This window comes from Cutibacterium sp. 37298, from assembly GCF_023838685.1.
Lineage (GTDB): Bacteria > Actinomycetota > Actinomycetes > Propionibacteriales > Propionibacteriaceae > Cutibacterium > Cutibacterium acnes.
Map to the genome: position 1 here is coordinate 579,501 of NZ_JAJNRJ010000002.1, position 24,390 is coordinate 603,890.

The 24,390-nt window shown below is 60.0% G+C and carries 23 protein-coding genes; 2 read left to right on the forward strand and 21 right to left on the reverse strand.

All coding sequences use genetic code 11. From position 1 onward, the window contains the following. Positions 1-17: 17 nt before the first annotated feature. From LRP59_RS07205 to LRP59_RS07305, 21 genes are all read right to left on the reverse strand, one after another. Entirely contained in the window at positions 18-1,781 is a 1,764-nt protein-coding gene (locus LRP59_RS07205) for an MDR family MFS transporter (protein WP_032499686.1), read from the reverse strand. Positions 1,782-1,875: 94 nt separating this feature from the next. After that, positions 1,876-2,484, reverse strand: coding sequence for a TetR/AcrR family transcriptional regulator (locus tag LRP59_RS07210; protein ID WP_002513857.1), 609 nt, complete (start codon positions 2,482-2,484; stop codon positions 1,876-1,878). Between the two features lie 82 nt (positions 2,485-2,566). Next, on the reverse strand, positions 2,567-3,226 hold the full coding sequence (locus LRP59_RS07215; RefSeq protein ID WP_002513858.1) for a hypothetical protein: 660 nt from the start codon (positions 3,224-3,226) through the stop codon (positions 2,567-2,569). Between the two features lie 169 nt (positions 3,227-3,395). Further along, positions 3,396-3,665: a 50S ribosomal protein L27 gene (gene rpmA, locus LRP59_RS07220; protein ID WP_002513859.1), complete on the reverse strand. Its 270-nt coding sequence runs from the start codon at positions 3,663-3,665 to the stop codon at positions 3,396-3,398. A gap of 11 nt (positions 3,666-3,676) precedes the next feature. Further along, positions 3,677-3,985: a 50S ribosomal protein L21 gene (rplU, locus tag LRP59_RS07225; protein ID WP_002513860.1), complete on the reverse strand. Its 309-nt coding sequence runs from the start codon at positions 3,983-3,985 to the stop codon at positions 3,677-3,679. A 160-nt stretch (positions 3,986-4,145) separates the two neighbouring features. Beyond that, entirely contained in the window at positions 4,146-6,770 is a 2,625-nt protein-coding gene (locus LRP59_RS07230) for an Rne/Rng family ribonuclease (RefSeq protein ID WP_002513861.1), read from the reverse strand. A gap of 272 nt (positions 6,771-7,042) precedes the next feature. Beyond that, positions 7,043-7,777, reverse strand: coding sequence for a TIGR03936 family radical SAM-associated protein (locus LRP59_RS07235; RefSeq protein ID WP_002513862.1), 735 nt, complete (start codon positions 7,775-7,777; stop codon positions 7,043-7,045). A 2-nt stretch (positions 7,778-7,779) separates the two neighbouring features. Next, positions 7,780-9,732: a TIGR03960 family B12-binding radical SAM protein gene (locus tag LRP59_RS07240; protein ID WP_252236834.1), complete on the reverse strand. Its 1,953-nt coding sequence runs from the start codon at positions 9,730-9,732 to the stop codon at positions 7,780-7,782. 45 nt (positions 9,733-9,777) lie between these two features. After that, entirely contained in the window at positions 9,778-10,194 is a 417-nt protein-coding gene (ndk, locus tag LRP59_RS07245) for a nucleoside-diphosphate kinase (protein WP_032496520.1), read from the reverse strand. Between the two features lie 33 nt (positions 10,195-10,227). Then, positions 10,228-10,614 carry a DUF4233 domain-containing protein gene (locus LRP59_RS07250; protein ID WP_002533113.1) on the reverse strand — a complete coding sequence of 129 codons (387 nt, stop codon included), beginning with the start codon at positions 10,612-10,614 and terminating at the stop codon, positions 10,228-10,230. Continuing rightward, positions 10,611-12,056, reverse strand: a complete 1,446-nt coding sequence (locus LRP59_RS07255; RefSeq protein ID WP_002513866.1) for a folylpolyglutamate synthase/dihydrofolate synthase family protein — start codon at positions 12,054-12,056, stop codon at positions 10,611-10,613. Before LRP59_RS07255 ends, LRP59_RS07250 begins: the two co-directional genes overlap by 4 nt. Beyond that, positions 12,053-12,409, reverse strand: a complete 357-nt coding sequence (locus LRP59_RS07260; RefSeq protein WP_002513867.1) for an RNA polymerase-binding protein RbpA — start codon at positions 12,407-12,409, stop codon at positions 12,053-12,055. The genes LRP59_RS07255 and LRP59_RS07260 overlap by 4 nt, the downstream gene beginning before the upstream one ends. A gap of 117 nt (positions 12,410-12,526) precedes the next feature. Next, positions 12,527-12,769 carry a preprotein translocase subunit SecG gene (gene secG / locus LRP59_RS07265; RefSeq protein WP_175577692.1) on the reverse strand — a complete coding sequence of 81 codons (243 nt, stop codon included), beginning with the start codon at positions 12,767-12,769 and terminating at the stop codon, positions 12,527-12,529. A 157-nt stretch (positions 12,770-12,926) separates the two neighbouring features. Next, positions 12,927-13,706 (reverse strand): triose-phosphate isomerase, encoded by a 780-nt coding sequence (gene tpiA / locus LRP59_RS07270; protein ID WP_002513869.1) that lies wholly within the window; start codon positions 13,704-13,706, stop codon positions 12,927-12,929. Continuing rightward, positions 13,706-14,914, reverse strand: coding sequence for a phosphoglycerate kinase (locus LRP59_RS07275; RefSeq protein ID WP_002513870.1), 1,209 nt, complete (start codon positions 14,912-14,914; stop codon positions 13,706-13,708). Before LRP59_RS07275 ends, tpiA begins: the two co-directional genes overlap by 1 nt. Positions 14,915-15,036: 122 nt before the next feature. After that, the gene (gene gap / locus LRP59_RS07280) at positions 15,037-16,044 is read right to left on the reverse strand and encodes a type I glyceraldehyde-3-phosphate dehydrogenase (RefSeq protein WP_002513871.1); all 1,008 of its coding nucleotides are present in this window, start codon (positions 16,042-16,044) and stop codon (positions 15,037-15,039) included. Positions 16,045-16,277: 233 nt separating this feature from the next. Next, positions 16,278-17,267 (reverse strand): DNA-binding protein WhiA, encoded by a 990-nt coding sequence (whiA, locus tag LRP59_RS07285; RefSeq protein WP_002513872.1) that lies wholly within the window; start codon positions 17,265-17,267, stop codon positions 16,278-16,280. 56 nt (positions 17,268-17,323) lie between these two features. After that, positions 17,324-18,292: a uridine diphosphate-N-acetylglucosamine-binding protein YvcK gene (gene yvcK / locus LRP59_RS07290; RefSeq protein WP_002532171.1), complete on the reverse strand. Its 969-nt coding sequence runs from the start codon at positions 18,290-18,292 to the stop codon at positions 17,324-17,326. After that, the gene (gene rapZ / locus LRP59_RS07295) at positions 18,289-19,164 is read right to left on the reverse strand and encodes an RNase adapter RapZ (RefSeq protein ID WP_002513874.1); all 876 of its coding nucleotides are present in this window, start codon (positions 19,162-19,164) and stop codon (positions 18,289-18,291) included. Before rapZ ends, yvcK begins: the two co-directional genes overlap by 4 nt. Positions 19,165-19,182: 18 nt before the next feature. After that, positions 19,183-21,201, reverse strand: a complete 2,019-nt coding sequence (gene uvrC, locus LRP59_RS07300; protein ID WP_002513875.1) for an excinuclease ABC subunit UvrC — start codon at positions 21,199-21,201, stop codon at positions 19,183-19,185. A 192-nt stretch (positions 21,202-21,393) separates the two neighbouring features. Continuing rightward, positions 21,394-23,043: a hypothetical protein gene (locus LRP59_RS07305; protein WP_148378304.1), complete on the reverse strand. Its 1,650-nt coding sequence runs from the start codon at positions 23,041-23,043 to the stop codon at positions 21,394-21,396. A 177-nt stretch (positions 23,044-23,220) separates the two neighbouring features. Between LRP59_RS07305 and LRP59_RS07310 the strand changes: the two genes are divergently transcribed. Next, positions 23,221-23,967 (forward strand): histidine phosphatase family protein, encoded by a 747-nt coding sequence (locus LRP59_RS07310; protein ID WP_002513877.1) that lies wholly within the window; start codon positions 23,221-23,223, stop codon positions 23,965-23,967. 15 nt (positions 23,968-23,982) lie between these two features. Further along, entirely contained in the window at positions 23,983-24,390 is a 408-nt protein-coding gene (locus tag LRP59_RS07315) for a Rieske (2Fe-2S) protein (RefSeq protein WP_002513878.1), read from the forward strand.

Below are 24,390 nucleotides of genomic sequence, written 5' to 3' on the forward strand. Positions count from 1 at the left end.
TGAGACGTCTCGAACCCTCAGACCTGCTCCGGTTGGTCCGATCCGGCGGAGCGTCTCGGCGGGGCGGCTTCGACCTTCATAACATCTGTCGCGCGACGAGCCGACGACTCGGCCAGGCCGTCAGAAAGGTCACCGTGCCCGCTTTCTAACAGGTTTTCCTGACCCTCGACTGCCGGAACCTCCTGGGCACCTTCCATCTCAGCCTCGGACGCGGCACGCATCTGCAAACCGGTGTGGTGGGACAGCGGCACATCCTTGAGCAAGAAGGCCAACAAACCCGCAGCTGCAACCATCGGCGCCATCCACAAAAACAGCGGGGTTAAAGAGTTGACGTATGCCTCGATAATGCCGTTACGAATGAAATCGGGCATCTGATTGACGGCCCCCGGAGTCAGCGAGGCCGCAGCATGGTGCGAGCTCATGGCCCCCAACGCCTTGAGGACCGCGGGGTTCTTGCTCGCGGCCAAGGACGTGAACAGGTCGGTGACGCGGTTGGTCAGGCGGGTGGTGAAAGCCACACCAATAAGAGAGGCACCCAGGCACACACCAATCTGGCGGAAGAAGTTGTTGTGGCTGGTGGCAGTGCCAAGCAAGGTTGGGCGGACGTCGTTCTGCACCGCCATGACGAGTAGCTGGAAGAACATGCCCATGCCCAAACCGAGGACGAAGGTATCACCCATAATGCGCCACACTGGCGAGTTCTCGTTGAGGGTGGACATCAGCACCATGCCACCCGCCGCGACAATCGGGCCGATGATGATGAAGATGCGGTACCGACCGATGCGAGAGGTAAGCAGACCAGTCACCGTCGAAGCCAGCAGGATCCCGATCGTCATGGGGATGAGCAGCAGGCCAGACACGGTAGCCGAGTAGCCATAGGTCATCTGCATATAGGTCGGCAGGTAAGCAAGCACACCGAACATCGCGCCCATGGCCAACATGCCGATAATCGTCGAGACGACGAAAGTTCGATTGCGGAAGAGCTCCAGCGGCAACACCGGATCCTCGACGCGACGCTCCACAAAGGGCAGCAGACCCCATGCCACGACCGTGACGACGCCTAGACCGATAATTTGCCACGACAACCAGTCGTACTGGGAACCGCCCCAGGTGGCGAGCAGCACGATCGCCACGGCGCCGGCGTCCATGAAAGTCAGTCCAAGCCAGTCGATCTTCGCCGCCAGTTCGTGCTTGGGAAGTTTAAGAGCAAAGAGGCAGGCGATCCAGGCCACCACGCCAAGTGGCAGGTTGATCCAGAACACCCAGCGCCAGGAGATCGAGTCGGTGAGCCAGCCGCCCAGAAGCGGCCCAAGCACCGAGGAGACGCCGAACATCGCACCCATCGGCGCCATGTAAGCAGCGCGGACGCGCGGCGGGATGAGGTCTCCGGTAATCGCCTGGGACAAGATCATAAGGCCACCACCACCCAGGCCCTGAATAAAGCGGTAGAAAATGAACGTGATCATGGTGCCGGCGGTACCACAGAGGGCAGACCCCAACAGAAATAGACCAATGGCGATGAGATAAAGCGTCTTGCGGCCAATAAGGTCGGACAACCGGCCGTACAGCGGCATGCCTACCGTGATAGCAAGCGTATACGCGGTGATGACCCATGCCATGTGCTCGACGCCGGACAGGTCACCGACGATGGTTGGAAGAGCCGTGGCGACGATCGTCTGGTCCAAGGAGGACAGGAACATCACCATCATGAGACAGAAGTAGACAACCCAGAACCGACGGTCCGGTCTGAACTTGACAGCGGCAGTAGCAGTTGAGGTCATGTAAGAACTTTCGTAACGATCTGAGGCAGATGGAATGGCGCGTTCGAAGGCGCGCACGATGAGGGCCGTCATGTCTAGACGGCCGGGGCTCGGCTCAAGGCTTGACCGACGACATGTCCGCGCTCAGCCCGGCGGACAACCTGGCCCAGACGTCGACGACGCGGTCGAAGGTGTCGGCCACCTCGGCCGAGCTTCCCCCAGGACGCGCCACGACCGACTGGACGGCGCAGCGTTCTATTGCCTGGACAGTACCAACCAGGGCCAGCACCTCTAACGAATCTTCAGACTTGCCCATGCGCCGAGCGGAAGCAGCCACCAATGCCGCCCGCTGTCCTTCGACGGCCTCCTTGAAGGCCATCCGGAGTTCCGAGCTCTCCCGTCCAATTTTCATGAGGATGCAAAGATCATCGAAGTCGACGTTCGCCGCGCGCCAGCGAGCCTCCAGCAGATCACGAATGAGCGTGGCGAGAGGAGTCTCAACATCCGTGGCAAAGGCATCCAAGGCCTCTTGCGGATAAGAAACGAGAGACGGCAAGTAGACGTCGTATTTGGATGGGAAATGGTTGAAGACGGTGCGCCGAGAGACCCCGGCACGCTCCGCAATGTCATCGACGGTGACGTCGTCGACCGGCTTTTCGATCGCTAGCTCAATGGCGGCACGACGAATGACGCCTTGAGTGCGAATTGCTGTCGGTGAAGCCACAGTAATAATTATGCACCGAGTGCAGGTTTTGCATCAAGTGCATATATTGTCACACCCTCGGTGAACGAGGGCGCCACCGGCGTCATCGGAAAGCGTTCCACGCCTTCCGTAAATACGGCCAAGCTCGCTGAGCGGACTCCCTCCATTGCTCAAGTGAGCCAGTAGCTCGGTGCACCCACCACCCAGCTTTTTGACCGGCCGACGACGCCAACCACACCACCCCGACGACAACGGTCAGCACGCTCACGACAAGCGCCACTGCGACCATGCGGGCCCACATCCCGCGACGCTGGTGAGCTCCGGAGACGCTGCGGTGAGTCCGGGAAAACCACCGCGTAAACAACGCTCCACCTAGGGCAATTACCAGGCTCGTGACAGCAGCCCCGATCATCGTCCCACCGATTCCGAGGCCTCCAACGACCCCAGTAGCAGCTGCAGAAGCACAGGCACCAGCGGCTACCTCATACGGGCGTGGCCACCGATGACGAGCCTGGGGCTGCGGCGCAGCGACCACACCACGATCGTGAGGGTCGCAAGCCTGCGAGGTAACTGACCGGCTGGGGCGAATCGGTGGCAGCGATCCGGTAGGCCTAGGCGCATCAGATCCCGGCCCGATACGATACAGCCACCGTTCGTCCTCGCTGAGTTCCCGGTTGCCCACGATTCTCTGATCTCCCCTCATCATGGCGTTGATAACCACCAAGTCCTGAGAGTAGGTCGATATTCCGTCACTTCCAGTCATGTCGTCCTAGTGACGACCACAGTCGTGCCGAGGGTCCGACGATAGTCGCAATCACCGGCAGAACTCTCAGATAGAGACGAAACGATTAACACACATGCGCCCAACGTGTCTCAGACACAGATTGGCCCCCGCCTCATGGCGGGGGCCAATCACATCTATGCCGTGGGGCTCAGGCCTCGACTGGAGCCTCCACAGGGGTCACGTTGACAACTCTACGACCGCGACGGGTACCAAACTCGACGTTGCCGTCGCGCAGGGCGAACAGGGTATCGTCACCACCACGGCCGACCCCGTCACCAGGGTGGAAGTGGGTGCCGCGCTGACGAACAATGATCTCGCCAGCGTTGACAAGCTGACCGCCGAAACGCTTCACGCCGAGACGCTGGGCGTTGGAGTCACGACCGTTGCGCGAGGAAGACGCGCCTTTTTTATGTGCCATGTCTGTCTACCTCAGCTTTCGATTCCGGTGACCTTGACCTGGGTGTACTTCTGACGGTGCCCCTGGCGCTTCTTGTAGCCGGTCTTGTTCTTGTACTTGAGGATGCGGATCTTCGGGCCCTTGGTCTCGCCGAGAACCTCAGCGGTGACCTTGACCTTCCCGAGCACGTCCTTGTCGGAGGTGACGGACTCGCCATCAACCACGAGGAGCGGGGTCAGCTCGATACTGCTGCCCGCTTCGTCGGCGACCTTGTCAATCTCGACAACGTCACCCACTGCCACCTTGTGTTGGCGGCCGCCACTACGCACGATCGCGTACACGCCTGACCTACTCTCGTTCTCGTCGTACATTTCCGGGGACCGGAACCAGTGGCCCCGGACAAACCTGACCGACGATGCACGTCGGACCGGCTGCTCATTTTACATTTCGTGCGGTGGACGGTCAAAACGACCATCCACCCACACCCTGTGGGCCGAAACCTCACTTGGAGTGGGACTTGCCCGACGAGCCTTTATGACCGCGACCACGACCCTTCGAGCGTTCGCCACCGTCGGCCGGAGCCTGGGAATCGACCGGCTTATCGAAGCGGCGGTAGCCGCGACCGCCACAGGCCTCGCACTGCTCAGTGAAAGCCTCAGCCAGCCCGGTACCGATCTTCTTGCGGGTCATTTGAACTAAGCCCAGCGATGTCACCTCAGCGACCTGGTGTCGGGTACGATCCCGGCCCAGGCATTCGGTGAGACGGCGCACGAGAAGTTCACGGTTGGTCGGCAGCACCATGTCGATGAAGTCAATGACAATGATTCCACCAATATCGCGCAATCGTAGCTGACGCACGATCTCCTCAGCCGCCTCCAAGTTGTTAGCAGTGACAGTGGCCTCAAGGTTACCCGCTGACCCGGTGAACTTTCCGGTATTGACGTCGATCACCGTCATAGCCTCGGTGCGGTCAATGACAAGGGACCCTCCCGACGGGAGGTAAACCTTGCGCTCCAAAGCCTTCGCGACCTGCTCGTCAATGCGGTACTCGGCAAAGGGGTCCTTGTCGGTGTGCTCCCAATGGATTAACCGCGACGCCATCTCCGGAGCCACGTGATCAACGTAGGCCTTAATGGTGTCGTAGGCGTCATCGGGGCCACCATTGCCGGCAATGACAAGCTCGGAGAAGTCCGCAGTGAACAAGTCGCGGATGATACGCACCGTTAAATCGGGCTCGGTGTATAGCATCAGCGGAGCTTTGCTGTTGCTGACCTTGCGCTCAATGACCTCCCACTGAACCTTAAGACGGTTAATGTCACGGACCAGGTCTTCCTCGGTGGCTCCTTCCGCGGCAGTGCGCACGATGACGGAAGCATCCGACGGGATGTTGTTCTCAACGATTTTCTTAAGGCGTTTGCGCTCCGAATCAGCCAGCTTGCGGGAAATCCCCGAAAGGTGGCCGCCAGGCGAATAGACAACAAAGCGTCCGGGTACCGAAATATGGCTAGTCAAACGGGCACCCTTGGCACCCACTGGATCCTTGGTGACCTGTACCAGAACCTGGTCGCCGGATTTTAGCACGTGCTCGATGCGCTTATCCTCGCCCTCCTTGCCATACTTGGCCCAATCAACCTCTCCGGCGTAGAGCACAGCGTTGCGACCACGGCCAATGTCAATGAAGGCGGCCTCCATCGACGGCAAGACGTTCTGCACTTTACCCAGGTAGATATTGCCGATCGAGGAGGTGGCAGAAGCGCGGTCAACGTAATGCTCAACAAGCACCCCATCTTCCAGCACCGCCAGCTGAGAGTAGTCATCAGACTGACGCACAATCATCTTGCGGTCGACCGACTCGCGACGGGCCAGGAACTCCGCGTCGGTGATGACGGCACTGCGGCGACGTCCGGCGGCACGTCCCTCCCGACGACGCTGCTTCTTAGCCTCGACACGAGTCGAACCCTCGATACCGGTGACCTCATCAGCCACCGACTGACGCGACCTCGGCTCGCGCACCTTGATGACGACGTCGCTGGGGTCGTCGTCAGAACCGCTGATGTCCTCGCCACGGCGACGACGGCGACGACGGCGACGGTGAGTGGCATCCGAGCTACTGGACTCAGAATCATTGTCAGAGCTGGTTTGTGAGTCGTCACTATCGCTCGACTCGTCCTCAGACGCACTGTCCTCGGTGTCTTCACTGCGACGACGGCGACGCCCACCGCGACGACGGCGACGACGGTTCTGGCCGTCCTCCTCGGTGTCAGCGACAGTCTCCTCCACCACATCCGTGGTGTCGTAATCAGACTTCTCGCTCTTCTTATCGGAACTGTGGCGGTCCTTGATCTCGCCTTTATCCTCCTCAACCGGGGCCACCTTGTCAGTGCTCCCGGAGGTCTCCGCAGAGTGACTACCAGCCTCGGACGGTCGAGTGGCACGACGGCGACGGCGCTTCGGTATAGCAGCCTCTCCCCCACCGATCTCAGCGGCCAAAGAGTCGAGGATGTCGCTCGCGGAGCGCTCTTCGCCTTCTTTAAATCCAAAGGGGTTAGCTAGGGCACCCTCAACCTTATGGTTACGGGCCCGGGCCTTGGCTTCAGTCAGTGCGACATTGATGGGATCGTCGTCAGCACCATCGCCCTTATTGGTCGCGGTCGTCGCCTCAGTCGTTCCCTCGATCTTTTCTGCGGATCGAGAGGAGCGACGGCGAGTGGCGCGACGACGCTGGGAGGTACCCCGCTCTGCCTCGGTGGACGGCGCGGTTTCAGAAGCACCACGACGGGTACGACGCGGCTTCTCCTGGGTCCTTGTGTCCGCGGACTCGGGCTCCTCCGGCGTCGGCTCTAGGGAGACGACCTTCGGAACATCAGTCTTAACGTCGTGCGGAGTGCTCGTCGCCTTGCGACGTCGCCCCATCGGGGGACGAGGCAGATCAGAAGCCTCCACATCGGAAGTAACAATCGAACCGCCTGATCCTGCAGCGGTAATCGCCACGGGCGCGCCCATCGTCTCGACGGGGGCCGGAGCCCCAGCGGGGCGCGACGCGGCCCGACGACGTCGAGGAGCGGGAATTCCAGCAGTGGAATTCCCGCCAGATTTCAGTGTGGTGTTGTCAGTCTCGTCGAGCACTGTGCTCTCCTTGGCCTTTCGGCACGGTCAGTGCCCACCCGGGTCACGGCCCTGCAGGAGTTCTCCCACGGACGTATGCACACGCCTCGCGCTGTACTGACGGCGTCGTTCCCCGGCATGGGGCAAAAGCTTGCGGTGAGCCCTCGAGTCCCCCGCGGTCGCCTCTCGGCGTCGCGGTATGAACCGTCGAGTGGGGTGGCACCCCGTTCACCTATGCTCCAGTATGTCACGTCCCCTGCCGCGATGCCAGATTTCACACACTCGCTGGCTGCTCACCACACTGTCACGGCAGCACCGGTGAACGGGTCTGCCAGTGCGGTCGACACCCCGCTGGCATCCTCGTTACAAGCCCCTTGGGCCAGCCGCGTCACTCGCGCCGCATCGACTGCCGGACACCTTGTGGCCAAGGCTCGCAGTACATCATCAGGCCGAACTAACGGCGTGACGTGGCGCAGCATAAGACGCACACATCCGTTGGCGACATCTAGACCGATAAGAGCGGCACGGACATCGAAAGTACGCATACCTGACTTCGTCATCCGTTGCACGTCGACGGTTTCGGCAGTCATAACAGCCTCCACCGCCTCCGCTAGCCCCGGCACGTCACCAGCAGGTTCAATCAACCAAGCAGACGCTGTCAACAACTCGGTGAAAGGAGTGCGGTCTGTCTCGACGACCTCCAACACCTCCATTCCCGGTGGCATCTCGCGACCTAAGACCATCAGAACCTTCTGCGGATCGCACACCTCGGCCAGCGCCACTTCGAGGTACTCTGCCTCAGAAGCTGCCCCGGTAGCTGCCGCGTTGGCATAGGAGATACGCGGGTGCGGGCTAAATCCTGACGAATACGCCATCGGGATATGTGCCCGGTTGAGAGCCCGCTCAAAGGCACGAGCGAAGTCACGGTGGGAGGTGAATCTGGCAGTACCCCGCTTGGCGTACCGCATCCTGAGCCGCTGCTGCGGCGGGGCCTGTTGCTCTGGCTGTTGCTGCGCGCGCTTCGACATCGTCACGCCTCCTTCGACGGTGCGAGATCAGGCACCACCGGCGTCAGCGGGATCAGCGGATGTCCCGACGGTCCTACCTGAATCTCGGTGCCCATCTGCGGGCAAACCCCGCAGTCATAGCAGGGATTCCAGCGACAGTCGTTGACGGCCTCGCCGTCCAGAGCATCCTGCCAGTCGTCCCATAGCCAGTCACGATCAAGCCCAGAATCCAAGTGATCCCAGGGCAGTACCTCCTCGTAGTCGCGCTCACGGGTAGTAAACCAACCCAGTGAGACGCCTAGCGGCTCAAGTTCCCGCTCGCAGCAGGCAACCCAGCGATCGTAAGAGAAGTACTCATTCCAGCCGTCAAAAACTCCCCCGTCGCGCCACAAAGCCTCAATGACGTTGCCAACACGGCGGTCACCGCGCGAAAGCAACCCCTCAATGATTCCTGGGCGTCCGTCGTGGTAGCGCATGCCTATCGACCGACCAAACTGACGATCGGCGCGGATGGAATCGCGCAGCACCGACAAACGATGATCAACCTCGTCAGCAGAGGCTTGAGCAGCCCACTGGAACGGAGTGTGAGGCTTGGGCACGAACCCACCAATGGAGATCGTGCAGCGAATATCTTTGCGCCCGGCAGCGGCTCGACCAGTCACAATGACGTGGGACGCCATGTCGTAAATCCCCAACACGTCCTCGTCAGTCTCCGTGGGCAGACCGCACATGAAATACAGCTTGACCTGACGCCACCCGTTTCCGAAGGCCGTAGCAACTGTACGAATGAGATCTTCCTCGGTCACCTGCTTATTGATAACCCGACGCATTCGCTCCGATCCGCCTTCAGGAGCGAAGGTCAGACCGGAACGACGACCGTTAGGGCTCAACTCGTTTGCTAGGTCGATATTGAAAGTATCGACACGGGTGCTTGGCAGGGACAGGGAAACGTTCGTCCCTTCATACCGATCAGCTAGCCCCTTGGTGATGTCGGAAATCTCCGAGTGGTCGGCGCTAGACAGACTCAACAGCCCGACTTCTTCCAGGCCGGTAGCCTGCAGTCCGCCATCGACCATCTGGGCGATGGCGTCGATCGACCGCTCTCGCACCGGACGGGTGATTATACCCGCCTGACAGAACCGACAACCACGGGTACAACCCCGGAAGATTTCCACCGAATAACGCTCATGGACAGTTTCAGCCACCGGCACGATGGGACGTTTCGGATACTGCCACTCGTCGAGATCCATGACGGTGTGCTTGGAAACGGTATAAGGAGCCTCTAGACGATTTGGGGCGACCTTGCCAATAGTCCCGTCGTCGAGGTACTCGACGTCATAAAAGGACGGCACGTAGATCCCACCTGTTGCGGCAAGCCTCACAAGCAGGCCTTCACGACCCCCAGGGCAACCCTCTTTCTTCCAGTCTCGGATGATCTCGGAAATCTCCAAACAAGCCTCTTCACCGTCACCGAGAACAGCAGCATCGATGAAATCAGCTACCGGCTCGGGGTTAAACGCGGCGTGACCACCAATAAGGACGATGGGGTCGGTGTCGGTGCGGTCAGCTTGACGAACAGGGATACCGGCCAGGTCAATGGCGTTGAGCATGTTGGTGTAGCCCAATTCCGTAGAGAGGGAGACCGACATGATGTCGAAATCGCGAACTGGCCGGTGTCCGTCGAGAGTGAACTGGGGGATCCCGGCCGCCCTCATTTGCTTCTCCATATCCGGCCACACCGAATAGGTGCGCTCAGCCAAGATCCAATCACGCTCATTGAGCACCTCGTAGAGGATGGCCACGCCCTGGTTAGGCTGGCCAACCTCATACGCATCGGGATACATCAAGACCCAGCGGACATCAACGTCCTGCCATTCCTTGACGATGCTGTTGTACTCCCCGCCCACATACTGGATGGGCTTATTAACTCGGGACAGCAGCGGTTCAATCCGTCCAAGAAGATCCTGGGTATTCACGAACGGCCATGCTAGGTGGTCAGAGCCAGATCATGGAATCACACATCACACCAGGTGGGGGAACCAGAGGCCGATCTCGCGCTCAGCGGATTCGAGACAATCGGAGGCATGGACAAGGTTATGGTTCTTCTCCGTGCCGAAATCGCCGCGGATTGTTCCAGGCAGAGCCTCAGCGCAGTCCGTTGTCCCGTTCATAGCACGGACAACCGAGATAGCCCTGCGCCCTTCAAGCACCATGGCGACGAGCGGACCCGAGGTAATGAACTCCTCCAACGCCGCGTAATAGTCCCGGCCGACATGCTCGGCATAGTGCTTACGGGCAATCTTAGTGTCGATCGTGCTCAGTTCCATCGCCCGCACGGTCAAACCTTTGGCCTCATACCTACCGATGATCTCACCCATAAGACGGCGCTTCACGGCATCCGGCTTTAACAGGACCAAGGTGCGTTCCTCGTCACTCATGAGCCCCAACATATCGCAGCCAGGATCGACACCTCACCACACCTCGGCGCTTCCGTCGATACGCTTTCCTAGCACCATAATTGATACCCAGATGGCCGCGAAGATGATCCCGACGACGTACATCATCGGGGTGGCCAATCCGAGCAGAATGCCAAAGATTTGGAGAGTCCAGGACAACAGGTACCCCCACGTGCGTGGCACACCAATGGCGCACACAATCGAGACAACCATGCCGACACACCCCAGGATGATCGACGTGACCACGCTGACCCCAGACACAAGGATCATTCCCGGGATGGCCAGTCCGAAGACAATAACCTCAAAGGCCAGGAAGCTCACCACAACCTTCGTCATCGGGTTACCGGCAGGAAGAATGAGGATTCCACCCTTCCCCGCCCCGGGATGCGCGACCAACGTCACCAGCCCCCGTCGTCGCTCATATCATCGTCAGGCAATGGCTCGAGCTGATGCCCCTCCATGGCTTTGACCTGATCCTCAGATAGATCCGGGGTCTCAACGATGGCGGTCTGTGGAGCATCCAGCATGGTGCCATCCGGGCGAAGGATGGCTCGAGCCCGACCCGCCAAAACCACCGATCCGGCAATAAGAACCCCAGCCCCAGGACCACAGGAATCCGCGATGCGGAAAGCTTCCTCGAGCGCTTCGGGGACGTCAGTAACGCGGGTGAGATGATCAGAATCCCAATGGGCTGACGCCTTGTCAGCTAGCTCGTCAACGCTCAGAGCGCGCGGAAGATCTGGCATTGAGGTGACGACAAGGTAGCTCACCGCATCCGAAAGCACCGCCAGCACACCGTCGACGTCTTTGTCCGCCATCGCTGCCACAACGGCGATTAAGGGCTCAACCTCGAACGACTCGCGCACTCCCGCCATAGCGGAGGCGGCGCCGTGCGGATTGTGGAAGGTATCGAGGATAACTAGCGGAGAACGTCGCACTACTTCAAGGCGAGCCGGAGCCTGCACAGCTGCCAGCCCCTGCTCAATAATTGCGGGCTTAAGCGGCCCAGTGAGAGCTTCCACAGCTGCCACCGCCTGAGCAGCATTGTGGGCCATATGCTCGCCAAAAACCGGCAAGAACAACTCTCCTAGAGGCCCAGATGCCGTCTGGATGCGAAGGACTTGACCCCCGATGGCGCTACGTCGATCCAATAAACCCCAGTCTGGGCCCTCCAACAAGGGCTTGACGCCGGCATCGGCACACTGAGCTAACAACACCGGAGCAGCTTCCGCCTCCTGACCAGCAATGACGGGGGTGCACCCAGGCTTAATAATCCCGGCCTTCTCGGCAGCGATCTTGTCGAGACTATCGCCGAGAATATGCATATGGTCCATGGCAACGGGGGTAACAACAGCGATGTTCGCATCAGCGACATTGGTCGCGTCCCAGCGTCCCCCTAAGCCCACCTCAACGACGGCGACGTCCACCGGCGCATCGGCGAAGGCGGCGAAGGCCATCGCTGTCATCACCTCAAAGAAGGTCATCTCGATGCCATCGATGTGCTGAGCGTCAACCAGGCCCACCATGGGCTCAACTTGACGCCACGTCTCGTCAAAGAGATCGTGGCTGACGGGACGACCATCGATGCAGATGCGCTCAGTGACGTCCACCAGGTGCGGGGAGCAGTATCGACCTACCCGCAGACCAGCCGACCGCAGCAAAGAATCAACCATGATCGCCGTCGATCCCTTGCCGTTAGTACCGGCAATCTGGATGACGGGACAGGCCTGCTGTGGGTTACCGAGCAGGTCGAGGACGGCTCGCTCCCGATCCAAACCGGGGCCGATGCGATGCTCCGGCCAGCGAGCCGTCAACTCAGCGACAAGCTGATTATGGCTGCTCAATAGATGACCTCACCATCACGGCGACGTTGACGCAGGTTCTCCAATGCTTCTGCAAGAATCGCAGCGGCCTCGGCCTCGCTGCGACGCTCTTTTACGTAGGCCAGATGGGTCTTGTAAGGTACGATCTTGGGCGGGGCGGGCGGATTCGCCTGGTCGCGGTTAGCCGGCAGACCGCACCTAGGGCATTCCCAGGTGTCGGGGATCTCGGCCTCGGCGGCAAAGGCCGGACGGATCACGTGGTGGTTGGCGCAGAAGTACGAAACGTACTCGCGAGGAGCGGCCTCGCCGCGCTCTGCCTCTCCCATGGGGCCGGCACCGACACGACTTCCACGGATGGCACTTCCACCGGACATTCGTTCACTCTCCTCGAGGGGTCACAAAGCTGCCTGAGGGCAGCACTTTTTAGGGGTTGGGAAGGTCACCGCCTTCCCCTTGCGCTCCGGCGCGGCAGACGGCCGCCTAATTCCGGCTCAGGAATGGCTGTAGAGCACCAGTAGGACGATGATGGAAGCCAGCCACAGCAGGCCCATAACAATCGTCAGGCGGTCTAGATTTCGTTCAGCCATAGAAGTTCCGCCCATGGAGGTCGACACGCCTCCACCGAAGAGGTCTGACAGGCCGCCGCCCTTGCTCTTATGGAGGAGGACGAAGAGGGTAAGGATGACGCTGAGCACACACAGGATGATGGACATCGTCAGTACGGGCCAGGTCATAAGGGGAGCCGAAATCACGTCGTACAGGGTAACCCACGTACCGCCACTTCCCCACATTGGATCCTCGAAATATGCGTGAATCGCGCTCGTAAATCAGAGGTTGAACGGGAACGATCCCCGCACCATCAGGTGCGGGGACCGTCTCGGAACTGCCTGATCAGGCCTCGTAGAAAGTTACGATCTTGGAGAAATCGCCAGCTTTGAGCGAGGCTCCGCCAACGAGAGCGCCGTCGACGTCCGGCTTGGCCATGATCTCAGCGACGTTGGCCGGTTTAACCGAACCACCGTACTGAATGCGCACCGCCTCGGCGGTCGGGGCGTCGTAAAGCTCCTTGACGGCCTCGCGGATGGCCTGGCAGACCTCCTGGGCATCGTCAGCGGTGGCAGTCTCGCCAGTGCCGATGGCCCAGATGGGCTCGTAGGCGATGACAAGCTTGGCGACCTGTTCGGCAGGAATGCCGTCAAGGTCGGCTTTGATCTGGCCAACGGTATGCTCGACGTGCTTGCCAGCCTTGCGAACCTCGAGGGCCTCACCACAGCAGATGATTGGGGTCATTCCATTTTCGATGACCTTCTTAGCCTTGGCATTGACCAGTTCGTCGGACTCGTTGTGGTACTCGCGACGCTCGGAGTGGCCAACGACGACATAGCGGCAACCCAGTTTCGACAGCATGGCGCCGGACACCTCGCCGGTGTAGGCGCCATCGTCGTGAGCCGAAATATCCTGGGCACCGTAGGCGATCGGCAACTTGTCACCATCAATGATGATGGCGACAGGACGGATATCAGTGAACGGCGGGATGACGACGGCCTCTGACTTGGAGGAGTCGTATCCCGCGGCCTTGAGGGCCTCACCGAGATCCTGGACGAGGGAGGTAGCGGCAACGTGGTCGAGGTTCATCTTCCAGTTGCCGGCCATGATCGGGGTACGGGACATCAGTTGTTCTCCTTGAGTACTGCGATTCCGGGTAGCTCTTTGCCCTCCATGAGCTCGAGGGAGGCGCCACCACCGGTGGAAATATGACCGAACTGATCGTCGGCGAAACCGAGGGTACGCACGGCGGAGGCGGAGTCTCCACCGCCGACCACCGAAAGGCCGTCAACCTCGGTGAGAGCCTGGGCGACGGCCTTGGTGCCGAGCTCGAGGCCCTTGATCTCGAAAACGCCCATTGGTCCGTTCCAGAACACTGACTTGGCACCCTTGATCGCGTTGGCGTAAGCCTTCTCGGTCTCCGGGCCGATATCCACTGCCATCTTGTCGGAAGGAATCTCGTCAGCGGGCACGACGCCGATCTGACCGACAGTGCGGGCCTCGAAATCGATGTCGGAGACCACTCGCACGTCTACAGGAAGCAGGATCTGCTTGCCTGCAGCCTTGGCCTGTTCGAGATACTTCGTGCACGCGTCGATCGAATCTTCGTCAAGTAGGGACTCACCGACCTCGAGATCCTTGGCCTTGAGGAAGGTGTACGCCATACCACCGCCAATAACGAGAGTGTCAGCGGCCTTGAGCAGGTTATCGATGACGGCAAGCTTGTCGGCGACCTTGGCACCACCGAGGACGACGACGAACGGCCGCTTCGGATCGGCGGTCAGGCCCTCGAGGACCTCTACCTCCTTGGCAACGAGGGAGCCAGCAGCGCTCGGCAGCAGCTTGGCAACGTCGTAGACGGAAGCCTGCTTGCGGTGCACAACACCGAAACCGTTGGAGACGTAAAACTCACCAAACGAGGCGTATTTCTGAGCGAGCTCAGCGCGCTCGGCCTCGTCCTTACTGGTCTCGCCCTTCTCGAAGCGAACGTTTTCGACCAAGGCGATCTCGCCATCAACCAGCGACTCAGAGGTTTTGGTAGCGGAGGGACCAACGACGTCCCCAGCAAGCTTGACGTCAAGGTTCATAAGCTCACCGAGGCGCTTGGCAACTGGAGCCAGCGAGTACTTGGGATCGACGGCACCCTTGGGACGACCGAGGTGCGCGAGCACGGTGGTGCGAGCGCCAGCCTCATGCAGCTGGGTCAAAGTAGGCAGGGCAGCCTTAATACGACCGTCGTCGGTGATCTTGTCCCCGTCGAGCGGGACATTGAAGTCGCAGCGGATGACGACGCGCTTACCGCGCAAGTCTCCGAGATCCTCAACAGATTTCATGTGGAAGCCCTTTCTTGAAATGGTAGTCGTGAACGATGTGTCGCGGGCGTCGCGGCCCGGGTATAGATGACGGCCCCGCGCCCGCATGGGCACGGGGCCGTCATCAGCTCACGATGGTGAGATCAGGCAAGCTTGCTGGCGACGAGCTTGGTGAGGTCAACCAGACGGTTGGAGTAGCCCCACTCGTTGTCGTACCAGGAGAGGACCTTGACAAGGTTTCCGATGACCTTAGTCTCGGTAGCATCGAAGATTGAGGAGTGCGGGTCGCCCTCAATGTCCTTCGACACGATCGGGTCCTCGGTGTAGGCCAGGATGCCCTTGAGCGGACCCTCGGCAGCCTTCTTAACGGCGGCCTGGACCTCCTCAACGGTGGTCTCCTTAGAGGTCTGGAAGGTCAGGTCAGTCAGAGAGCCGGTCGGGGTCGGAACGCGGACGGCAAGGCCGTCGAACTTGCCCTTGAGCTCCGGGAGGACCAGGGCAACAGCCTGAGCGGCACCAGTCTTGGTGGGGATCATGTTGAGGGCAGCGGCGCGGGCGCGACGCAGATCCTTGTGAGGAGCGTCCTGCAGACGCTGATCACCGGTGTAGGCGTGGACGGTGGTCATGATGCCGCGCTCGATACCGAAGGCGTCATTGAGGACCTTGGCAAGCGGAGCGAGGCAGTTGGTGGTGCAAGAAGCGTTCGAGATGATGTTGTGCTTCGCGTTGTCGTAGTCGCCATCGTTGACGCCCATAACGAAGGTGCCGTCAACGTTCTTGCCGGGGGCGGAGATGATGACCTTCTTGGCGCCGGCCTCGAAGTGGGCCTTGGCCTTCTCACCATCAGTGAAGAGTCCAGTGGACTCGACGACGATCTCGGCGCCGAGCTCCTTCCAGGGCAGGTCAGCGGGGTTGCGCTCGGCGAGAACCTTGATGGTCTTGCCGTCAACGGTGATGGAGTCATCGTCGTAGCTGACCTCACCGGAGAAACGACCCATGATCGAGTCGTACTTTAGGAGGTGGGCCAGCGTCTTGGTGTCAGTGAGGTCGTTGACAGCGACCACCTCGAGGTCAGCGCCCTGCTCAGCAAGGGCGCGGAAGAAGTTACGGCCAATGCGGCCAAAACCGTTGATACCAACCTTGACGGTCATTAAGGGATCTCCTCCAAATGAGGTTTGTGCGTTCAGCACTCGGACATCTCTAAGCATAGCGACTAAGGGCAATGGACAAACCCTAGGGCCCATTACTAAGGCAATGCCACGGGCGAACGATCACCAACACCGATCAGATCATCGCACGAATGATCATAAGGTCGCGCGAATACCTTCCCACGTGGGAGTGGAGCCCGGCTTACGTTTACCCTGTAACCGCGCTGTAATGACCGTCAGCCACGATCATCACGCATCTCGGCAGGAAGGCTCTCCAACGTGGTGAGCTCGCCATTGCTTCGGGCCGTCTTGTCGGCTAGAGCCAACAGGCGACGAATCCGACCAGCAATGGCGTCCTTCGTCAACGGAGGCTCGTGCACCTTGCCCAATTCCTCCAAGCTGGCATTTCGATGCTCGAGTCGAAGTCGGCCAGCTGCTCTCAGATGGTCCGGAACGGAATCTCCGAGGATTTCTAAGGCTCGTTCCACCCGAGCACTAGCGGTAACAGCGGCTCGCGCAGAACGACGCAAGTTAGCGTCGTCGAAATTCGCCAACCGGTTGGCAGAAGCTCGCACCTCCCGACGCAACCGACGATCTTCCCACGCCAGCACGGATTCGTGTGCTCCCATGCGGGTGAGCATCGCCGAGATAGCGTCACCATCGCGAATCGTCACCCGATCGACATGACGAGACTCACGTTGCTTCGCGGTGATGTCCAGACGCCGAGCGGCCCCGACAAGTGCCATGGCGGCTTCCTCACCCGGAGCGGTAATTTCCATCGCCATGGAGCGCCCCGGCTCGGTAAGCGATCCGCGGGCCAGGAAAGCTCCGCGCCATGCCGCGGCCTGGCAGCATCGTCCGCCACCCACAATGGGAACCGGAAGGCCCCGCACTGGACGCCCACGACGATCAAGCAGTCCGGTCAGACGAGCCAAGTCAGCGCCCCCGCGCACCATTCTTATGAGGTAGCGAGTGTTGCTATGGAGTCCAGCGCCATTGACGACCACGAGGTCCGTGTCAAAACCGAACACTTCCTGAATGGACTGACGTAGTCGTCGCGCAGCTCCCCCCGTGTCGACTTCTGCCTCGATCGTAAGGTGGCGATGCTGCACCAGATGGATGCCGCCTGCGAATCGCAGAGTGGCCGCGATCTCGGATCGGCGGCAGCACAGTTTCTGCACCGGCACCGTCGCGAGTTCGTTCTTCACCTGCAGGGTGAGCGCCATGTGGGTCTAGCCTCCGGAAGGGGTAACGGGAATAACAAGGTGATCTTAGGCGACGATCAACGGGGCTGGACCCCCATGATGTTGGCATAGGCCGACGCCAGCCTTAGCGGATCATGCCGGGCCGAGCCGTCACGCATAGCCAGATCGTCAACGACGATTTCGGCACCGAGATTGCGGGCAAACGATTCCAGATGAGGGTCCTGACCGGCAAACCCGCGATCAACGAGAATGACGTCAAAACGCATCCGTGGCTCATGCTCGGCGATGACCTCCAAATGCCGCGCTGGGCTAAACCCATCAGTTTCGTCAGCACCGGAGACATTAAGCGTGAGGATCTTTCGCGCCTTCGACTCCAAAATCGCGTCGACGATCTGCGGCACTAGCAGGTGGGGCATGACGGATGTGAACCACGACCCGGGACCGAGCACGAGATTGTCAGACGCGCGAATCGCCTCCAGCGCCTGAGGACACGCATCTGGTTCGGAAGGTTCTAGCCCCACCTTAAGGACCTCTGCCCGAGTCTTCGCGATGGTAGCTTGCCCAGTGAGGGTGTACTCCTCATCAGGCCGATTGGGGTCAAGACCAACGACTTGAGCACTGATGTCCAGTGGGGTGAGGGACATCGGCAGGACGCGTCCGCGAACGTCAAGAAGCTGGCCCACCATGTCGAGTCCGGAAACCGGGTCGCCAAGTTCTTGCCATAGTCCGGCGATCAGGAGGTTGCCAATGGCGTGACCGGCGAGTTCGCCAGTTCCATTAAATCGAGCCTGCAGAACCTCAGCCCAAGTACGACCTAAGCGGTCATCGGCACATAGAGCGGCCAAGGCGCGGCGGAGATCACCGGGGGGCAGAATGTCGAACTCGTCGCGCAACCGACCTGAGGACCCGCCGTTATCAGCAACGGTGACAACGGCGGTTAGCTGGTCAGTAAGACGACGCAGTGCTCGCAGGGACACGGCCAGCCCGTGTCCGCCGCCAAAGGCCGTAACGACCGGCAGCTTGGAGGGGGTTGACACCATCGTCATTCCTTCCCGAGGTCTCGGTGCAGGACGGCGGTGCGGTGCCCCCGAGCTGCTAACCGAGTGGACAGCTCCTCGGAGATGGCGGTACTGCGATGCTTTCCGCCTGTGCAACCAACGGCCACCGTGACCTGCTTCTTGCCCTCCCGAAGATACCCCGGAGCCATGCCAACCAGGAGTTGTTCAACACGGTCAATGAACTCTGTGGCACCAGCTTGAGCCATGACATAGGAGGCAACGTCAGAAGACAGACCGGTCTTGGGACGCAGCTCAGGGACCCAATAAGGGTTTGGCAAGAAGCGGACGTCAAAGACGAGGTCAGCGTCAATCGGGACCCCACGCTTAAACCCGAAGGACATCACCTGGAATGCCAGCCCTTCGTCAATCCCCTCAGCGAAGGCATGGTCGATGCGTTGGGCTAGCTGGCGGGCAGTGATCGACGTGGTGTCAATGACGAGATCAGCCTCAGCTCGCAGGTCGGACAGCATCCGCCGCTCAAGGGCAACGGCGTCGAGCAGATGACCACCTTGTTGCAACGGTAGCGGGCGACGGCTGGACTCCTGGCGTCGCACAATCGTCTCATCGGACGCTTCCAAGAAGACGATGGCAGGGTCGATGCCGCGCTCGTCGAGCGCATTGACGGCCACCCCTAGGGCGTCAAACATGATGCGGCTACGCACGTCGAGGACCACCGCTAGGCGATCAATGTTATTGGCGGCAATTTCGTCAACGAGGGCCCCCAACATAGCCGGCGGAAGATTATCGACGACGTACCAGCCAAGGTCCTCCACAGCGTGAGCTGCGGTACGACGCCCAGCACCGGAAATGCCGGTGATAATGACAACTCGTGGGATCTTCGTCGTCTGCTCGGTGCTCACGGCTCAAGGGTAGTGCCGTTATCTCCCCGCGGCTGGGCCGTTGGCGTCAACAACCTCACCAGTAGCGGTGTTGATGGCCTCGGCTGGTTTGTCCTGGGACAAAGCCGCGACAACTTCGCCAGCGAGTTTCGGGCCAAAGCCTGACACCTCGGCAATGTCGTCAACGGTAGCCATGCGCAGCGACCGCACCGATCCAAAGTGGGAGACGAGGGCTTTGCGACGGGTCTCCCCTAGCCCTGGCACACTGTCGAGAACGGACTCCACCATGGCTTTGGAACGCTTAGACCGGTGGAAGGTAATGGCAAAACGGTGAGCCTCATCACGCAGACGCTGAAGCAGGTAGAGTCCTTCGGAGGTTCGCGGCAAAATGACCGGCCATTCCTCGTCAGGAAGCCACACCTCCTCCAGGCGCTTGGCCAGGCCACACAACGCGATTTCGTCCTCCAGGCCGAACTCCTCAAGCACCTGCTGGGCGGCATGCACCTGAGGCGCACCACCGTCGACGACGATGAGGTGCGGGGCGTAGGCGAATTTCCGAGGGGCTCCGGTAGTCGGGTCGATAAGGGAACCAACGTCGCCGTCAGGAGTTTGAGCAGCGGCCATAGCGTCACGGTCCTCGATGAGGCGGCGCAGCCGACGAGAAAGCACCTCGTGCATCGCGGTGAAGTCGTCGGACCCCTCAAATCCCTTGATGATGAAACGACGGTACTCAGACTTACGGGGCATACCGTCTTCGAAGACCACCATCGACCCGACGACATTGGTGCCCTGGATATGGGAGATGTCGTAGGACTCCATCCGTAGCGGGGCGCGGTCCAAGCCGAGTGACTCCTGAATTTCCTCCAGAGCGCGAGTACGAGTAGCGAGGTCAGAGGCCCGCTTAAGCTTGTGCTGGGCAAGAGTTTCCTGGGCATTGCGAGTGACGGTGTCCATGAGAGTCGCTTTGTCACCACGGCGCGGGACACGAATCTCAACGTGGGAGCCGCGTTCGGAGCTGAGGATCGTCGACATGACGTCGAGGTTCGTAGGCTCGGCGGAGACGAGCACCAGTGGCGGAACAGCATTGCCGTGCCCATCGTCGCGGACCTGACCGTCACTGGCATTGACGCCGTACAACTGAGTCAGGAAGGTTTCCATGAGCTCGGCCTCGTCGGCATCGTCAGCACGATCAGCGACCCAACCGCGTTCACCACGGATGCGGCCACCTCGGACATGAAAAATCTTGACGCCGACCTCGAGCGGATCGAGCGCCATGGAGATGACGTCAGCGTCAGTACCATCACCAAGTACGACAGCGTTGCGCTCCAAAGTTTTGGATAAAGCGCCCAACGAATCCCGGATCACCGCAGCGCGTTCAAACTCAAGGTTCTCAGAGGCCTCCGCCATCTGGGATTCAAGCCGCTTGACGATTTTCGTCGTCCGCCCTGCCATGAAATCACAGAACTCGTCAGCGATCTCACGATGGGCCTCGGGGGTGATCCGCTCAACGCAGGGAGCCGAACACTTACCGATATATCCGAGTAGGCAGGGGCGTCCTTGGTTCTTCGCGCGGTTGAAAACCCCAGTCGAACAGGAGCGCATAGGGAACACACGCAACAGAGTCTCGACAGTGTCGCGAATCGCCCAGGCTTGGCCAAAAGGTCCGTAATAACGCCACCCTTTGTGGTGCGCACCGCGTCCGACGAAGACGCGTGGATACTCGTCGGTCCAGGTAAAACACAGCCACGGGTAAGACTTGTCGTCGCGGTACATCACGTTGAACCGCGGGTCGAATTCTTTGATCCAGGTGTATTCGAGCTGCAGGGATTCGACCTCGTTCTGAACCACCGTCCACTGCACGTGCGCTGCTGTCGTCACCATCCGCTGGGTGCGTGGGTGGAGAGCCGAGATGTCCTGGAAATAGGAATTCAACCGGTTGCGCAGGTTCTTAGCCTTGCCGACATAGATGACCTGACCATGCTCATCACTGAATCGATAGACACCTGGCTGGGTAGGAATCGTGCCCGGAGCGGGACGGTAGCTGGACGGATCGGCCATGGGGTGAACTCTATGCGCAAGTAGCGAAATGTCACTTCCCACTCACACCACGGACGTGGCTTTAGGGAGCGGCACTGCCGTTGATGCCGCTCAACCGTCCCGCCGACGATCACAGGCACAAAGCCGACCGAGCGGGGCGAAGCCGGCAGGCGTTGCTTGACACCCTCGCAACCCACGACCATACCAAAGCGCTCACCCGAGCCACTGTTCACGTGCCAGGGAACAGGGCGATACATTCGTCTCTCGGCGATGTCGTCGCGTCACAAACCCGCACGGTTGTCTTTCGTGTCCTTCGCAATCCCCCCTCAATAAGCGTTTGACGCGGATACCGCCGATGAGCGCGACGATCCCTGTGAGTATGAAACCGACTGCGAAAAGGCCAAGATTTGGATCAGATACAAGGGCCAGAAGCGCCAGCATCGTCGATATAACGGTCAGAACGAGGACGATGATCTCCAGGCGCTTTTCGGCCGCCTTCTCCAGCTGCTCTCGGCGGCGCTCCTGCTCCTTTCTGGCCTTGTCCATCGCAACATTGTCAATACGTCGGTGCATCTCGACAACTCGCACCAAGGATTCCTGTTCGTCCCGCAATTCCGTAAGCAAGACGGGAGTGCCAAGAACTTTCTGAAACTCGTTCAAGACGAGGGTTGCCTCACGACGCCCGGAAACCTCGGTGAACCACAGCCCATTAAGAAAAGCGGCCACCGAACGCTCACGATCGAGTAGCCGGTCTAACTCCTCATCGCCCCAATGACCCTTCCCCACCAAGACGCGCGCCTCACTTTCGGCATTGCGATCAAGGTAGGTGCGTTGCCGTAGGCACAGAATCACGATGTCGAGCATTCTACTGTGACACAGCAGGCACAGGGCTTCAGCATGCTTGCGGTTACCCTCTTCGAACAGCGCCGACTGGGTCATGACTGCCATGCCAGCTTCCTCGATCCTTACCCACGTCGCATCAAGGCAGAACATCCTGTCGTTCGCAGCATCACTCGTGTCACTAGGTGGGACCCCTCGGTAAATTCCGATCCCACCGGTTGCTAGGTGATACAGCCAGGCCTGTGCCGGAGTCCACGCCTTGTGGTGTCCGAAATAGGACGGGTGCCGCAAGTCCTGCGGATCCACTTCTGCGAAGGTCATGACGAAGATGCGGTTGCAATTAAGAGAGGGCGCCCCGCCAGCACCACAACCGCGATCACGCGAACTAGCCTTCCCACGGCCGCACCCAGCGTTGCCTTGGGAGAAGCCTCCCCATGAGTACAAACATCTTCCTAGACCGATGTCGCTCAGAAGACCAGATAAATACCTCGCACCGTCTCCTCCGGGGCGCTTCAGCCATGCGACAGCCGTTTCGACCACGGCGTCTGTGACGTCATCAAGCCGAAAATGCAGAACGGCGTAGTGGAATGCTTCACCACCCGCGACAGCACCGAGACTATCCTCGTATTCCCGACGCTCAGCACCCAGGTAACTCAGATCTTCGGGAATGTTAAGAATAGACCCTTTATGCGATTGCCGTTTTTCCGCAATCTTCGCGCGAATAGTATCTTCTCTCATTGCATCATAAACGGCGTGACGATACATCCTAACTGCATCCCGAATCCTCCTCGAAAAATAGTATTTGTGAGGCTCATATGCTTGATCCTGGGAAGATTGCAGTATATCTTCACGGATCGAAACGAGAGAATCGAGAACCTCCGCCGGCCCGACGGTCTTCGATGCCATATTCTTAATGGGCTCGGTGACCCATTCTGGCCGATAGGGAACGACGACAGAGAAGGTCACTTTCCGCCACGTTTTCGAGACATTCCTTGCCGAATCATCGACTACCTCGGTCGTCATCGAATACAACCTCCAACGCTCACCAATTCTCATCACCTCTGGCCACGACGAGGTGCCTTCTCAGCTAACGCGGTTTAGGGTAGTGGGAAAGGGTCGACTACAGCCAACCCCGACATCCGAGGTAACGCCGATGCCGGGATGCCGCCTTTCGGCGGGACTCGTCGATAAGCTGGAACTGTGCATCTTCTCCTCATCCGCCACGGCCAGTCCGAGAACAATGCCTTCGCTGCGCAGTCTGTCGAGACTTACCAGCAGGGTCGCAAGCCTGACCCGGAGCTCACCGAGCTTGGACGACGTCAAGCTCAGGCCCTAGGGAACTGGATCGGATCGGTCTCTCCTCGGCCAACGAAGCTGTATGCCTCCCCCATGATGCGTACCATCCAGACGGCTGACCCGGTCGCTGAGGCCCTTGATCTTCCTATCATCATCAATGACCTCATCTTCGAGCGTCCAGGCCCAGTTCAGATCGTTGACGGCGCCGAAACCGGTCATCCAGGATCGCCGCGATCAGCGTTGTCGGCCATCACAGACCGTGCTGTTTTCCCCGAGTCCATCACCGAGGACGGGTGGCGCGAAGCTCGCATCGAGACCGCCTCCGAGGCTGCTGACCGCGCCGGCAGAATAGCCAAGTGGATCCGCGATACCCACAATGATGACGAGTGCATCGCGATCGTCGCCCACGGCGCGATCGGATCCATGGTGTTGCTGCATCTCATCGCCCCACAACTTGCCACTGATCTGCGAAACCACTCCATCGGCAGCGAACCGCACTGGATCGGGCTTCAAAACACCGCCACCTCGATGATCGAGTTGCACCCGGACGGGTACGAAGTTCATTGGATCAATCGCGTGGATCACCTTATCGAAGCCGGTATGGTTCACGGCGCCGTCGCCACATCCACCGGCAACCCCGGTACCCGCTGAGCACGAAGGAGAGAAATGTCCCCCACCCGACGCGAGGTCCTGCGCACCGTTGGAAGTGTCACTGCCTTGGCCGCTACCAGCGCAGTCACCGGATGCAACACCTTCCAGAACTCCAACGACGTTCACACCGGTCCAGCTACCGTCAAAGCAGCTGATGTCCCGGTCGGTGGAGGCGTCGTCATCGATGGCACCAACTTCGTCGTCACCCAACCCACCAAGGGAACCTTTAAGGGATTTGTGCGGGTGTGTCCGCACGCTGGCTGTCAGGTCGACGAGGTCCATGACAGGGCGATCCTGTGCCCTTGCCACGGATCGAAGTTCGCTATAACCGACGGTCACGTCTCCCAGGGCCCGGCTACCTCCGGTCTGGGTAAGGCCACGGTCACGCAGAAGGGCGAAACTCTCACTATCAGCGGTTCCTAA

Bases quoted from the DNA above. Each gene is read 5' to 3' on its own strand.
- LRP59_RS07205 (WP_032499686.1), bottom strand. From the start codon at position 1,781: ATGACCTCAACTGCTACTGCCGCTGTCAAGTTCAGACCGGACCGTCGG.
- LRP59_RS07215 (WP_002513858.1), bottom strand. From the start codon at position 3,226: ATGACTGGAAGTGACGGAATATCGACCTACTCTCAGGACTTGGTGGTT.
- rpmA (WP_002513859.1), bottom strand. From the start codon at position 3,665: ATGGCACATAAAAAAGGCGCGTCTTCCTCGCGCAACGGTCGTGACTCC.
- LRP59_RS07235 (WP_002513862.1), bottom strand. From the start codon at position 7,777: ATGTCGAAGCGCGCGCAGCAACAGCCAGAGCAACAGGCCCCGCCGCAG.
- ndk (WP_032496520.1), bottom strand. From the start codon at position 10,194: ATGAGTGACGAGGAACGCACCTTGGTCCTGTTAAAGCCGGATGCCGTG.
- LRP59_RS07260 (WP_002513867.1), bottom strand. From the start codon at position 12,409: ATGTCCGGTGGAAGTGCCATCCGTGGAAGTCGTGTCGGTGCCGGCCCC.
- secG (WP_175577692.1), bottom strand. From the start codon at position 12,769: ATGACCTGGCCCGTACTGACGATGTCCATCATCCTGTGTGTGCTCAGC.
- tpiA (WP_002513869.1), bottom strand. From the start codon at position 13,706: ATGTCCCGTACCCCGATCATGGCCGGCAACTGGAAGATGAACCTCGAC.
- LRP59_RS07275 (WP_002513870.1), bottom strand. From the start codon at position 14,914: ATGAAATCTGTTGAGGATCTCGGAGACTTGCGCGGTAAGCGCGTCGTC.
- gap (WP_002513871.1), bottom strand. From the start codon at position 16,044: ATGACCGTCAAGGTTGGTATCAACGGTTTTGGCCGCATTGGCCGTAAC.
- whiA (WP_002513872.1), bottom strand. From the start codon at position 17,267: ATGGCGCTCACCCTGCAGGTGAAGAACGAACTCGCGACGGTGCCGGTG.
- yvcK (WP_002532171.1), bottom strand. From the start codon at position 18,292: ATGACGATGGTGTCAACCCCCTCCAAGCTGCCGGTCGTTACGGCCTTT.
- uvrC (WP_002513875.1), bottom strand. From the start codon at position 21,201: ATGGCCGATCCGTCCAGCTACCGTCCCGCTCCGGGCACGATTCCTACC.
- LRP59_RS07305 (WP_148378304.1), bottom strand. From the start codon at position 23,043: ATGACGACCGAGGTAGTCGATGATTCGGCAAGGAATGTCTCGAAAACG.
- LRP59_RS07315 (WP_002513878.1), top strand. From the start codon at position 23,983: ATGTCCCCCACCCGACGCGAGGTCCTGCGCACCGTTGGAAGTGTCACT.